Annotated in this window: 13 protein-coding genes; 9 read left to right on the forward strand and 4 right to left on the reverse strand. The window is 67.1% G+C overall.

The features are described from left to right. Positions 1 to 8 precede the first annotated feature (8 nt). Complete coding sequence (locus ACQY68_RS03440) at positions 9 to 722, reverse strand: SAM-dependent methyltransferase (RefSeq protein ID WP_428151642.1); 714 nt, start codon at positions 720 to 722, stop codon at positions 9 to 11. A gap of 149 nt (positions 723 to 871) precedes the next feature. Here ACQY68_RS03440 and ACQY68_RS03445 point away from each other — a divergent pair, with 149 nt between their 5' ends. The 7 genes from ACQY68_RS03445 (at position 872) to ACQY68_RS03475 (ending at position 8,511) form a co-directional block, all read left to right on the forward strand. Then, a complete protein-coding gene (locus ACQY68_RS03445; RefSeq protein ID WP_428151643.1) occupies positions 872 to 2,452 on the forward strand; it encodes a methyltransferase regulatory domain-containing protein in 1,581 nt (526 codons plus the stop codon). A 225-nt stretch (positions 2,453 to 2,677) separates the two neighbouring features. After that, on the forward strand, positions 2,678 to 4,045 hold the full coding sequence (locus tag ACQY68_RS03450) for a hypothetical protein (protein ID WP_428151644.1): 1,368 nt from the start codon (positions 2,678 to 2,680) through the stop codon (positions 4,043 to 4,045). A gap of 129 nt (positions 4,046 to 4,174) precedes the next feature. Next, positions 4,175 to 4,435, forward strand: coding sequence for a hypothetical protein (locus ACQY68_RS03455; protein WP_428151646.1), 261 nt, complete (start codon positions 4,175 to 4,177; stop codon positions 4,433 to 4,435). A gap of 23 nt (positions 4,436 to 4,458) precedes the next feature. Next, the gene (locus ACQY68_RS03460; protein ID WP_428151647.1) at positions 4,459 to 6,198 is read left to right on the forward strand and encodes a GspE/PulE family protein; all 1,740 of its coding nucleotides are present in this window, start codon (positions 4,459 to 4,461) and stop codon (positions 6,196 to 6,198) included. A 2-nt stretch (positions 6,199 to 6,200) separates the two neighbouring features. Then, positions 6,201 to 6,878 (forward strand): class I SAM-dependent methyltransferase, encoded by a 678-nt coding sequence (locus ACQY68_RS03465; RefSeq protein WP_428151648.1) that lies wholly within the window; start codon positions 6,201 to 6,203, stop codon positions 6,876 to 6,878. Next, positions 6,875 to 8,083 carry a type II secretion system F family protein gene (locus tag ACQY68_RS03470; RefSeq protein WP_428151650.1) on the forward strand — a complete coding sequence of 403 codons (1,209 nt, stop codon included), beginning with the start codon at positions 6,875 to 6,877 and terminating at the stop codon, positions 8,081 to 8,083. The genes ACQY68_RS03465 and ACQY68_RS03470 overlap by 4 nt, the downstream gene beginning before the upstream one ends. Then, positions 8,080 to 8,511 carry a PulJ/GspJ family protein gene (locus ACQY68_RS03475; RefSeq protein WP_428151651.1) on the forward strand — a complete coding sequence of 144 codons (432 nt, stop codon included), beginning with the start codon at positions 8,080 to 8,082 and terminating at the stop codon, positions 8,509 to 8,511. Before ACQY68_RS03470 ends, ACQY68_RS03475 begins: the two co-directional genes overlap by 4 nt. A 7-nt stretch (positions 8,512 to 8,518) precedes the next feature. Here the strand turns inward: ACQY68_RS03475 and ACQY68_RS03480 are convergent, their stop codons facing one another. The 3 genes from ACQY68_RS03480 to ACQY68_RS03490 are packed head-to-tail and all read right to left on the reverse strand — an operon-like array spanning position 8,519 to position 11,928. Next, positions 8,519 to 10,819 (reverse strand): secretin N-terminal domain-containing protein, encoded by a 2,301-nt coding sequence (locus ACQY68_RS03480; RefSeq protein ID WP_428151652.1) that lies wholly within the window; start codon positions 10,817 to 10,819, stop codon positions 8,519 to 8,521. Positions 10,820 to 10,822: 3 nt separating this feature from the next. Next, on the reverse strand, positions 10,823 to 11,281 hold the full coding sequence (locus ACQY68_RS03485; protein ID WP_428151653.1) for a hypothetical protein: 459 nt from the start codon (positions 11,279 to 11,281) through the stop codon (positions 10,823 to 10,825). Further along, the gene (locus tag ACQY68_RS03490) at positions 11,278 to 11,928 is read right to left on the reverse strand and encodes a hypothetical protein (RefSeq protein ID WP_428151655.1); all 651 of its coding nucleotides are present in this window, start codon (positions 11,926 to 11,928) and stop codon (positions 11,278 to 11,280) included. The genes ACQY68_RS03485 and ACQY68_RS03490 overlap by 4 nt, the downstream gene beginning before the upstream one ends. A gap of 173 nt (positions 11,929 to 12,101) precedes the next feature. On the opposite strand from ACQY68_RS03490, the gene gspG reads away from it, so the two are divergent. Together gspG and ACQY68_RS03500 are read left to right on the forward strand one after the other, a co-directional pair. Next, the gene (gene gspG, locus ACQY68_RS03495; RefSeq protein ID WP_428151656.1) at positions 12,102 to 12,638 is read left to right on the forward strand and encodes a type II secretion system major pseudopilin GspG; all 537 of its coding nucleotides are present in this window, start codon (positions 12,102 to 12,104) and stop codon (positions 12,636 to 12,638) included. Next, complete coding sequence (locus ACQY68_RS03500) at positions 12,616 to 13,047, forward strand: pilus assembly FimT family protein (protein WP_428151657.1); 432 nt, start codon at positions 12,616 to 12,618, stop codon at positions 13,045 to 13,047. The genes gspG and ACQY68_RS03500 overlap by 23 nt, the downstream gene beginning before the upstream one ends. Positions 13,048 to 13,163 lie beyond the last annotated feature (116 nt).

Below are 13,163 nucleotides of genomic sequence, written 5' to 3' on the forward strand. Positions count from 1 at the left end.
GACCCGGCTCAGCGCGACAGGGGCTGGAGGGCCAGGGAGGCGAGGAAGGCCGGGTCTGGCAGATCCGCCTCGGAATGGCCGAGCACGTACCAGCTCAGGCCCGGGTGCCACCACGGGCAGGCCCGGATGGCCAGACCCGCTTCGGCCGCGATCCGCTCGATCCGTTCGGGGCGGAAGGTCACGCATTCCGGATAGACCCAGTCGGAGGTGTCCGGGTCGAACTGCGGCTGCTCTTCCCCGACCATCCAGTTGACGACGATCAGGCCGCCGGGGGCCAAGCTGCCCTTGAAGGACTGGAGCGCGCGCCGCGAGGCGTCCTCGCCCGTGTGCGAGAAGATCGACTGGGCGATGATGTAGTCGAACCGGGTCCCGAAGACATCGGTCCGGTATTCGGTGTTGTGGTCGAAGCGCGGGGCCTTCAGCTGGCGGGCGTCCTCGCCCAGTTCGCGCGCGAACCCGTCCTCGATCAGCCAAGGTTCGGGCTCGATGCCGAAATAGCGGTCCTTCAGCAGATAGGGGATGGCCATCCGACCGAGCCGCAGCGACCCGCAGCCGAAATCGAGCAGTCGATGCGTCTCGCGAAGGCCCAGAAGGTAAAGGAGAGCGAACTGCTGGGCGCCGATCAGGTCGTAGCGGTAGGTCGGGCCGACGAAGGCGCGATAGTGACCGTCTCCGGGAGCCAGGGCGGCGGCCTGTTCGACTGTGAAGTCCCTGACGCTCATTCCCGATGTCTCCTGCGGACCGTTGGCGACGCCGTTGACGCGTCGCCTGTTCTCTGTGGCGCCCGGGCGTTCGGCTCAACCCTATTTTCATCGACGGCGCGAGCCTTTAACGACGGTCGCGAACTTCTTGAACCCTTGGGGGCTATTGCGTGTCGGACTGGACTTCAGGCTACGTCGCGGACGTCGAATACACGATCGGCTACTTCACCGAGATGAACCCTAACCGGTTCCCGATCGGTCTGCTGAACGCCGGCTATACCCCGCCCAAGATCCGAAACGCCTGCGAGCTGGGCTTCGGCCAGGGCATGTCGATCGCCATGCATGCGGCAGCCCAGGCCGGGGTGAAATGGTACGGCGACGACTTCAACCCCGACCACGTGCTGTTTGCCCGCTGGCTGAATGATGCGGCCGGCGCCGATGCTGTGCTGACCGACGAAAGCTTCGAGCAGTTCTGCAGCCGCGACGACCTGCCGATGTTCGACTCGATCGCCCTGCATGGCGTCTGGACCTGGGTGTCGCCCGAGAACCGCGCCATCATCATCGATTTCATCAATCGCAAGCTGAACATCGGCGGCGTCGTCTACTGCAGCTACAACGTCATGCCGGGCTGGGCTACCGCCGCGCCGCTCCGTCACCTCATGAAGCTTCACACCCATATGACCGCCGGGGAGGGCAAGGGTTCCGCGGAAAAGATGGCGGGAGCCCTCGACTTTATCGGCGAGATGTTCGAGCGGGAGCCTGCCTACCAGGCGGCGAACCTTCAGGCATTCCCGAAATTCGAACAGATGAAGTCGATGCCGCCCGGCTATCTCAGCCATGAGTATATGAACGCCAACTGGGACGTCATGTACTTCAACCAGATCGCGGACCTCATGAGCGAGGCCAAGCTGCAGTTCGCCTGCAGCGCCGCCTATCAGGAGGCGATCGAGGAGATCCAGTTCACCGCCCCGCAACGGGAGTGGCTGGGGACGATAGACAACGAACCCTTCCGCGAGACGATGAAGGACTTCATTCGCAACACCCAGTTCCGCAAGGACTACTGGGTGAAAGGGGGGCTCGCGATGCCCCAGGCCGAACGGATCGAGCGCATCCGCGACGAGCGTATCGTCCTGCTCAATGTTCGCGCCAACGTCGTCACGGCGGCTGCAGGCCCGGTCGGCCAGGTCACCCTGGTGCCGGAAATCTACGAGCCCATCCTGGACTTCCTTGCCGATCACCGCCCGCATTCGATCCGTGAACTCGAAATCGCCGTAAGTGCGAACAACATCGAGTTCGGCCAGGTGATGCAGGCGGTCATGCTGCTCAGCGGACTGGGCCAGGTCGGTTTCGCCCAGTCGGACGCCGACATCGCCGCCGCGCGTCCTAGGACGACGAGGCTCAACGCCGTGCTGATGGATCGGAACGAGCACCAGGACGGCATCAGCTACCTCGCGTCGCCTGTCACGGGTGGCGCCATTCCGATCTCGCGGATCGATCAAATGTTCCTGAAGGCCTGGGCCCAGGGTGAGCATGATCCGGCGAAACGGGCGGACACGGTCTGGGGAATTCTGGAGGCGGTGGGACACCGGGCCCTCAAAGACGGTCAGGTCGTCGAAACCGCCGAGGAGAACCGGACGGTGATCGCCGAGGCCGAACTCAAATTCACCGAGACCCTTCTTCCGCTGTTCAAAGGACTGGAGATCGCCGTTCCGCAGAAGATGTCTCCTGCGGGGCGAAAAGGCTCTCGCTAGATTCCCGTCAAGCTCCGGACTTGTGTGACAATCCTGCCAAGCACCGCAAAACTTTCACAATAAGGCCACCTTCGAGCGAACGAAGTCCAGTTGACGACGTGATCCAACACGGTCTAGGAAGGATGCGCCTTGGAATGCCCATGACAGTCTTCGGCGGTCATGTGCTACAGATACCGCCGTGGCATGGACCAACCAAGTTTACCAATTTCCCCAGGGGGACATCCTATGAAGAAGCAGACTCTCCTCGGCGCAGTAGCGCTGACTACCGTGATCGTCGGCGCTGCCGGCGCCGCGAACGCTCAACAGTACACCGTCGTTTCGAAGGCCGTTTCGGGTTCGACCGTTTCGGCCGCCGCCACCGTGGCTTCTGAAGCCACCCTGACCGCCACGACCTCCAAGGGCTCCATCGGCCTGGCCGTGACCCCGTCGGCCTCGGCGATCCTGCCGGGCGGCAACTCGGTCCTGACCTTCCAGCTGACCGGCGGCCACACCTTCGGCACCGCCGTGACCCCGGGCGCCATCGTCGCCAACGCTGGTTGCGCTCCCACCACGACGATCTCGACCGGCGGCGCCGCCACCGACTCGGCCGTCTCGTTCCTGATCTCGGGCCTGGGTGGCTGCACCAACGCTGTGCCGATCACCGCCAAGCTCCCGGTTCAGCTGGCCAACAACACGAGCGCCCTGGGCGTTTCGACCACCTTCAAGACCGAACTCGGCACCTCGATCGACGGCGGCGCGGCTTCGCTGACCAACATCGTCAAGTTCTCGCCGGCCTTCAAGGTCACCGTGACCCCGGATACCGCCCTCACCGCCGCCACGCTGGCTTCGGGCTTCAAGTCCCTGACCGCTGACGTCACTCTCGGCACCGTGGTTGTCTCCGTGACCGCCAACTCCAAGGGCATCGACGACGTGACGCAAGTCGCCGTCAACGGTGACGTGACCAAGGCTGACTTCAAGTTCGTCGGCGCTCAAACGGCCGCTGCCGCCTCGCTGAAGCTGGACGCCGCTTCCGTTCCGGTCACCGGCCTGATCTCGGTCAACAACCCGGTCGGCGCTGCTGGCGTTGTCACCGCCGTCGCCGGCGGCACCAACCCGATCCCGGCCTCGACCTACACGGTCGACACGACCCTGACCCTGGCTGCTGGCTACACGGCTCCCGCCGCGACCGGCCCTCAGGCTCTGCAGTCGATCACGCGTGAAGGTACGACCTACCTGATCCCGTGGGTTTCCTCGGGCACCCTGTCGAGCTCGACCGGCAACGCTACCGTCGTTCGTATCTCGAACATCGGTACGGGTACGTCGGGCGCGGTTTCGGCCGAACTGCTGACCTCGTCGACCGGCGTCGCCGCCTCGACCTCGCTGGTTCCGCTGAACGCCGGCATCGTCAAGGGTGGCGAAGCCGTCATCACCGGCGCCTCGCTGCAAACCGCCATCGGCGCTGACTTCGGTCGCGGCGACATCCGCATCACGGTCGAAGCTCAACCGCAGACCCTGATCGCTCGCCGCTTCATCCAGAACGTCGCTGCCGGTCACCTGACCGAAGTGTCGCTGGGCCGCACCGCCACCGGCGGTGGCTCGGAGCCGGTCAACTAAACCTCGTTTCTTCGAGGATACCTGGGGAAGGGGAGGACTTCGGTCCTCCCCTTTTTCTTTTGTCCGGAGACCTTTATCTGTCTCCGAACGGGTCGCTGATCGACCGCACACCTCAAGAACGGACCGGGCATGACCATCCACAAAGACAAGACGATCTCCGGCCCCATCGAACTGGATGGCAACACCTTCGAGAACGTCGCCTTCAAGGATGCCCAGATCCTCTATCTCGGCGGTGTGCCGCCGATGATGAACAACTGCTCGTTCGACGGCGTGACCTTCGAATTTCGCGGCCCGGCCCATAACACACTGATGTTCCTTCGCTCTCTGATGCCGGCCCGGACAAACATGCGACCTATCCTGGAAGCCCTGATGCCGGAGCTGAAGGCCTGACCGACGCGGTCGTCATTCCCCGGATGACATCGACGGCGACCCGCGCCCGTCTCGGCGAACTGCTGGTCGCGCGCGGCCTCGTCCGGGCGTCCGACGTCCAGAACGCCCTGGCCATCCAGGCCTCGAACGGCGAGCCCATCGGCCTGAACCTGGTTCGCCTCGGCGCCCTGTCCGAGGCCCAGTTGCTGGAGGTCCTGTCCGAACAACTCGGCCTGACGGTCCTGCATGCCGGAGAGGGACCGTCCCCGGACGACATCCTCGCCTTCCTGTCCGAGGTCGGTTCGCCGCTCGACTGGTGGGCGGCCCGCAACGCCGTGGCCTGGCGCGAAGCCGGCCCGATCGGCCCCGACGGCGTCGCCCTGGCGCCCGGCCGCATCCTGTGCGCCGCCCTGCAGCCGCTCGATCCGGGCCTGACCGAGCGGATCGCCCAGGCGACCGAAGATCCCGTCGAGATGCTGCTGGCGCCGCGCGCCCTGATCGACGCCCTGCTGGCCGATCTGACCGACCAGATCGCCCCGGCCGTCGATCTGACCGCCGGCCCCGGCGCCGACGCGACGCGCCTGCGCGAACTGGCCCAGGAAGCCCCGGTCATCGACTTCGTCAACGGCGTCTTCGCCGAGGCCCTGAGCCGCCGCGCCTCCGACGTCCACGTCGAACCCTATGAGGATCGCTTCCTCGTCCGTATGCGGATCGACGGCGTGCTGCATACCGCCCGCTCGGCGCCTCGCGCCAACTTCGACGCCGTGGCGTCGCGTATCAAACTGCTGTCCGGCATGGACATCGGCGAGCGCCGCCTGCCGCAGGACGGCCGTCAGTCGATCCGCGTCTCCGGCCAGGAGGTCGATCTGCGGGTCTCGAGCCTGCCATGTTCGTGGGGCGAATCCCTCGTTCTGCGTCTGCTGGGCAAGACCAGCCGCCTGCCCCTCCTGTCCGAACTGGGCGTGGGCGCCGATCAGGAAGCCAGCCTGCTGTCGCTGTCGGAACAGCCGAACGGCGTGCTTCTGATCACCGGCCCCACGGGCTCCGGCAAGACCACGACCATCTACCGCCTGCTGACCCATCTGAACGACGGCGAGCGCAAGATCATCACCGTCGAGGATCCGGTCGAGCTGGATCTGCCCGGCGTGATCCAGGTCCGTGTCCGGTCCGAGATCGGTCTTACGTTTGCCGCCGGTCTGCGCTCGATCCTGCGTCAGGACCCCGACGTCATCATGGTCGGCGAAATCCGCGACCCGGAGACGGCGCGCATCGCCGTTCAGGCGGCCCTGACCGGCCACCTGGTGATCTCGACCGTCCACACCAACTCCGCCCTCGCCGCCGTGCCGCGTCTGCTCGATCTCGGGATCGAGGATTATCTGCTGGCCGACGTCCTGCGCGGCGTGGCCGGCCAGCGACTCGTGCGTCGCCTGTGCTCCGTCTGCAATGTCCCCTCGACGCCCGAAGAAGTCGCCGTGCACGAGGCGGCCCTGCCGGCCGTGGTCAAGGCGAAGGTCAAGGGCGAACCGGCCAACTGGCGCGAGCCGCGCGGTTGCCCGAAGTGCGGCCAGACCGGCTTCCGGGGGCGTGTGGGTCTGTACGAGGTCGCGCCGGCGACGAACAGAATGACCTCCGCCCTGCGCACTCGTGCCGACGAGGACGTCCTGACCGCCATCGCGCGCGAGGACGGCTTTCTCAGCTTCGCCGAGGACGGTTTCATCAAGGCCCGCCGGGGCGAGACGACCCTGGCCGAGGTCTATCGCGTGGCCCGGGCGGGCGAGGACTGACGATGTCGAGCAACGTCTATGAGGACGACACGATCGTCGCCACCGAGATCGCCGGCGGCCGTCATCGCGAGCTGATCGGTGGCCTGTGGGACGAAATGGGGCCGCACCAGCTGGCTTTCCTCAAAGGGCAGGGGCTGCAGCCGCACCACCGGCTCATGGACATCGGCTGCGGCGCCCTGAGGCTGGGCACGCTCGCGGTCGATTATCTCGACGCCGGCCGCTATTTCGGATCCGACATCAGCGAGAGCCTGATGCGGACGGGCTACGACCTGGAACTGAGCGACGAGGGCCGGGCGAAGACGCCATGGAGCCATTTCCGCGCCAGCCCCGACTTCGATCTTCCGGACCCGGACAGTCCCGTCGATTTCGCCATCGCCCAGTCGGTCTTCACCCATCTGCCGCTGAACCACCTGCGTCGCTGCCTGGCGCAACTGGCGCCGAAGATGGCGTCCGGCGGACGGTTCTTCGTGACCTATTTTGAATGTCGTCCGGACCAGGACCTGTTCGAGACCGTGTTGCAGCCGGGCGGCATCGTCCGCACCCGAGACACCATCGACCCCTTCCACTATCGCCTCGACGACCTGGCCTGGGCCATCGACCGGGCGCCGTGGGACTTCGAGCCGATCGGCGACTGGGGTCATCTGCGCGGCCAGATGGTCTGCGCGTACCGACGCCGATGAGCGAGCAGCGGTCGTTCCTCTATCGCGGCATGACCCGCGACGGGACCGCCAGCCGCGGCACGCTGAGCGCGGCCGACGAACGGGCGGCGATGCGACGGCTCGCCGCCGAGGGCCTGATCGTCACGGATATCCGCGAGGCCCCGGCCGCCAGGGCGCCGGGCCAGGATCGCGGCCTGAAACAGACCGAACGGGTTCTGGTCCTGCGCCAGCTGGCCCTGATGCTGGAGGCTGGCGTCTCCCTGCTGGAGGCGCTCGACACGGTCGCCCAGGGGATGACCGCCCGCAAGGGACAGGCCCAGTTCCAGGCCATGATCGCCGCGCTGCGCCGGGGTGAGAACCTGGGGGAGGCCTTCGAACAGCATGTCCCGGGCTTCCCCTTCTACGTCTACGCCATGGCGCGGGTGGGCGAAGCCTCTGGCCGGATCGCCGCCGTGCTGAAGGACGCCGCCGAGCAGATGGCCTACGAGGACCGGCTGCGGAAGGACTTCCAGAACGCCCTGACCTATCCGGCCTTCCTGTTGAGCTCAGGCGCGCTGGCGGTCGGCTTCATCTTCACCCAGGTGGTGCCGCGGTTCGGCGCCATGATCGGGGAGGACCGGACCAATGTGCCGGCCCTGTCGCGCTGGGTGCTGGACGCCGGCGAGTTCGCCAACGCCAACCTGCCCATCGTAGGCATTGGCCTTGGGGCCCTGGCCCTGCTGATCTTCGTCATCGCCACCAATCCGGCGGTGCGGGCGCGGGCCTATGCGATCGCCCATGGCATGCCGGTCGTCGGACCGGTGTTGCAGTCGCGCGAGATCGCATCCTGGGCGCGGCTGACGGCCTTCGCCCTGACCAACAATGTGCCCATCCTGTCCGCGACGGCGCTGTCGCGCGCGGCGGTGCCCACCGGTCCGTTCCGGGTCGGTCTGGACCGGCTCGAGGGCGACCTGCGGGCTGGCATCACCCTGGAAAGCTCGCTGGCTTCCCACACGAATCTGGAGGCGATGGATCTGAGTCTGATCCGCGCCGGCCAGAAGTCCGGCGCCGTCGGCCCGATGTTCGGCTTCATGGCCGACAACTACGAGGCCCGGCTGCGCGACCGCATGAAACAGATGACGGCGCTTCTCGAGCCTCTGGCGATCGCCCTGATCTCGGTCATCGTGGGTGTGGTGGCCCTCTCGCTCGTCCTCGCCCTGTCCAGCGTCTACGAAGGCGTGGTGTGACGCAGGCGCGGGTCAGGACGGGTTTCACCCTGATCGAGGCCCTGGTGGCCCTGGCGATCGCGGCCATGACGATGACCGCCATCTTCCAGCTTCAGATCCAGATGGCGCAGGGCCAGCGCCGGGCGCAGGCGGTGTTGCAGCAGGTGGCTGTGCAGGAGAACGCCCTGGCGCTGATCCGCGACATCAACTTCATGGACCGACCGACCGGCGAGTTCGTCGTCCCGGGCGCAGAGGCGATCCGGTGGAGCGCCACGCCCAAGGGAGCTGCGAAGCGCAATATCGGGCCGGGGGCGACTGGGCGCTACGAGGTTCAATTGTACGAAGTCACGATCCGGATCGAACGACCCGGCGGGCGCAATCCTCCCGACATGACGATCGAACGGATGGGCTGGCGACGGCTGGACTCCGTGGAAACGACCCCGTTCTAGAGCCGGATCAGGACTGGGGCGCGGGCAGGGTCTCCGGGACCGGCGCGGCTTCGGCCACAGGTTCCTCGACGATCGGCGGCGGAGGCGGGGTCGCCCGATCCGATTGCGGAGCCGGCCGCGGCAAATCCAGACCCAGGCCCGGCGAGCCGCGGAAGCTGAACGGCGTCAGCGTATAGGACCAGCCCCGTCCCGTCCGGTAGGCGGCGTTCATATCGGCCGCATAACGATCCGCCAGATCGCCCATCTCGTCGTTGGTGCGCACGATGACGGGCGTCAGCAGGATGAGCAACTCGGTGCGGGTTCCGGAGACGGTGTTGGTCTGGAAGGCCGAGCCGATAACCGGAATATCCTTCAGGAAGGGCAGCCCGGTGTTCGCCTTCGAATAGGTGTTGGAGATCAACCCGCCCAGCACGCCCGTCCAGCCGTCGCCCAGATTGATCTGGGTCGTCAGGCTGCGGTTCAGGATGGTGGGGCTGGCGATGGCCGCATTCGGCGGATCGCCGACTTCGGAGATTTCCTGGCTGATGGTGATGTCGACCCGGTCGCCATAGACGACGGGTTTGACCTCAAGGATCACGCCGGTCTGGCGGTACTGGACGCTCTGCAGGATATCGGTCGAACCCGGATTGCTGACCGTGTCGGTCGCGCGCTGGGAGGTGATGATCGGGACGTCGGTGCCGACCTGGAACCTGGCCTCGCCGCCGCTGCGGGTCACCAGCCGGGGACGCGACAGGATGTTGACCTTGTTGTTGGAGGCGAAGGCGTTGATCTCGGCCCGCAGGTCGGGGCCGATGAAGGTGAAGCTGCCGCCATCGACGCCGATGCCGAGGCCGCCCTCCGTCCCGCCGCTCCAGACGCCGTCGCCGCGTGTCGCGCGGCCGAAAAGCTCGACGCCCAGACGGGTGTCGTCATCCAGGGTGACCTCGGCGATGATCACCTCGATCACAACCTGGGGCGCCGGGGTGTCCAGCACCTGCAGGAGGGAATACAGCTGGGAATAGTCGGTCGCCGTGCCCGTGAACAGAATCCGGTTCCCGACGGGATCGACAATCAATCGTCCCGCGCCGTACTGCCCAGCCGCGCCGGCCTGCTGGCCGATCTGCTGCTCACTGCTCTGCATTGCCGGCGCACTGCCGGGGACGCCGACCGGCGGCCGGGCGGTGGACCCGCTCGGAGCCTGGCCTGCCGCCAACTGGCCGAGGGACTGGGCGTCGGTGTTGCGGACCTGATAGACGAAGGTCGTCTGGCGATCGCCCATGGCGGCCGGACGATCCAGTTCCTGCACCCAGTAGCGGACACGGGCGAGAACCTCGGAGTCGTCGGTGAAGATCAGGATCTGGTTTGCGGCCTGGAACGACAGGATGACGATCGAACGCCGCGCGGCGGACTGGCGTGAAACGACGAAGCCTTCGGTCTGCAGGACCTGTTCCAGCGATGTCGCGAGGGCGTCGGCGGCCCAGTAGATCGGCTCGACACGCAACACTTCGGACCCCGCGAAGCGCGGCTGGTCCAGATCGCGCAGCGCTGCGGTCACGGCCGCGACATCACGGCTCTGGCCCGAGATGATCAGGCTGTTCGACAGCTGATCGATAGTGATCCGGGCGCCGCTCAGCTCGGGGTAGAGGTCGGACAGCAGGCTCTGCAGCACGTTGACCTCGATCGTCCGGACCGGGAAGATCTGGACGATGCGCCCGCCGGGGCCGGTGACGCGACCGCGTGAAATGTCCGCGGTTACGGTGGCGGAGGGGCTGGAGCCGATCGTTACCGAGCCGCCCTCGATGTAAACCTCGATGCCATACTGGCGCAGCGCGATCTGGGTCACGCGGAACAGGTCGCGGCGGCTGATCGTGCCGCCAGTGCCCCCCGAGATCAGGTCGGACCGGCCCGCGACGTCGGGGCCGACCGAATAGGGCAGGTTGAGCAGATTGCCGAAGACCGTCGCGATGAACTGCGGAATCGGTTGCGGCGTCAGGGCGGCGTCGACCGTCCCTTCGGGAATCAGGGCTGCGATCTGGGCGTCGGTCGCGGGGACGCGGGTGGCGATCGTCGGAGCCGCGCTGGGGATCAGCAGAACGTCGGGATCGTTCTGTCGACGTTCGGTTTGGGATCCGCCGTCGACAGCGCCGCCGGGCAGAAGGCGTCCGGTCTCGACGTCATAGCCGTTGCGCGCGACCGGCGGAGACAGCGTCGGGAAGGCGGCGCAGCCCGCAGTCAGCAACAGGGGCGCGATGCAGACGGTCAGCAGAACCCGCGAGCGCCAGGCTCCGGCGTTCTCTCGGGCCGCTGTGGTGACGTCCAGCGTGCTCATCGATCAAGTCCTGCCGTAAAGTCGAACGACGCGGGTCTCGCGTCCTTTTGCCAGCGTGACGCTGGTCCCTGAAATTTCCTTTACCTGCCAGCCGTCGGCGAAGACGCCGCCGATGCCGAGCCGGCGCGAGCCGTCGAGCAGGACGGTGACCTCGCCCGACCGGGGGTCGCGTGACACACCCCGGACCGCCGCGGCGAACACCACGGCCACATCGGGCGGCGGGGGAGGCGGAGGCGGCGGGGGCGGTGGGGGAGGGGGCGGCGGGGGCGGCGGATCGGCCTGGAACGCCCTCAACAACCGCACCGCCTCGGTCGTGCCTTCGCCGGGACGCAGCGTCAGACTGTCCGGTGCGCCCGGACGGCGACCGACCGTCAGGCCCTGCGGCTCGGTCACCGGCGCCCACAGGCCGGCCAGGAGCGCGCCGATCAGGACGGCGGGGATGAGGAAGGCCAGGATCTTCATGCCGCCGGACCGTCAGCCGTCGCCGTGCGTGTGGGGAAGTCCAGTCCTATGGTGACCCGGCCCGGCGTCAGAGCCGGCGGCGCGCCCTCGAAAGCGGGTGGAGGCGACTTCTCGAACGCGAAACGGGTGACCCGGAACCCTTCCGGCCAACCCGAAACCTCATCCAGCAAGCGGAAGGTGGGCGTCCAGCGGAGGTCGCCCTGCACCTGGGCCGAGACCCAGGTCACCGGACCGATGGCTTCGGCGGTTTCGTTCGTTTCGATGGCCACACCCGTCATGGCGGCGTCGGTCGCGGCCTCGATCAGGGATTGCTCGATCCGCACCCGGACGATGTCCAGATTGCCGCCCTCGACGCCCCAGTCGCTCATGTCGCGGAGCGCCAGATCGTGGGCGGCGCGGTTGGTGGCCTGAACGGCCTGAACGCGCGCGCGACGAGCCGTGTCGCGGGCGACCAGCGCGTCGGCATAGGCGGTCTCGGCATTGTCGCGAGCTTCCAGGGCGGCGACCGGAGCATACAGGACCGCGCCGGCGACCAGGGCGCCGAGCAGCAGTCGCTCGCGCGGCGTCGTGCGGGCGAACCGCGCGCCGAGCGCCGCGACATAGGTCCGCGTCCGGACCGTGACCGTTTCGACTATCGTCAGAGCCAAGGTTCTACCGTGAATGCCGATCGCGCACCGCCCAGCGCCCCCAAAACGGCATCTTTCGGATCGACCATGTTTTCGCGCCCCGCTATACCAGCGATGGAAAACGGGGAATAGCTTAGAGTTTGGAACGGCATATGCGTCCGAACGTCCCCGGATTGATGAGTTCGAATATCCTGATGACCAAGCACAATGTCGATTTCAGGTCACGCCTCCGCCTGCGAGCCCGTCGCAGCAAGAGCCGGGCCGCGCGGGCGGGCTACAGCCTGCTGGAGATCCTCGTCGTCCTCGCGATCATCGCGATGATCGTGGCCGTCGTCGGGCCGCGCCTGTTCTCCCAGCTGGATCGCGCCAAGACCCGGACGGCGAGCCTGCAAATCCGGTCGCTGGAAGCGGCGCTGGAGACCATGCGTCTGGACATCGGCCGCCTGCCGACCACCGCGGAGGGCCTGAACCTTCTGGTGGCGGCGGACCCGGCCACGGTCAACGGCTGGTACGGCCCCTATCTGAGCGAGAAGCTGCCGAGCGATCCGTGGGGTCGGCCCTACATCTACGAGGCTCCGAAGGCCTCGACCGGCGCGCCGACCACCGCTGTCGCCGGCGCCGCTCTGCAGGGACCGGAGGGGGAGACCAAGCCCAAGGTCATGAGCTATGGCGCGGACGGAACACCGGGCGGCGACGGGATCAACGCCGATGTCACCAGCGCCACGCGCTAGGATCGACCGCGACGGTTTCAGCCTGATCGAAATTCTCGTGGTCCTGGCCATCATGGCCCTGGCCACCGCGATCATCCTGCCCAACGGCGCGCGGATGCTTGATCAGACGATCGCCCAGTCGGTCTTCTTCGAATTCCAGCGCGACGTGCTGCAGTTGCGCCGCGAGGCCAACCGCAGCGGGTCGGCGATCACTGTCCTCTCGGCCGGGGCCGAGCCCGCGAGCACCACGGAGCGGACGCTGGCGCTGCGCGAAGGCTGGACCTACGCCCTGACGCCCGCCTTGGTCATCGACGAGGCCGGTGCCTGCGCACCGGGCGAGGCGATCCTGATGCGCGAGGCCGTCCCGCTCATGCGTCTGCGGGTCGAGGGCGCGGACTGCCGCTTTACTCGCTACCTGCCGGCGCGTTGAGCCTGATCGGCTGAGGCGGGATCGCTGCGCGATCCCGCTGATGCCGTGAATCAGGCTCCACATTCAAGCGAGAGCCTGATTCACGCTTCACCTTGGAACCGCGCAGCGGTTCCTCC

The organism is Brevundimonas sp. (assembly GCF_965278935.1).
In the GTDB taxonomy this organism is placed as follows: Bacteria; Pseudomonadota; Alphaproteobacteria; order Caulobacterales; family Caulobacteraceae; genus Brevundimonas.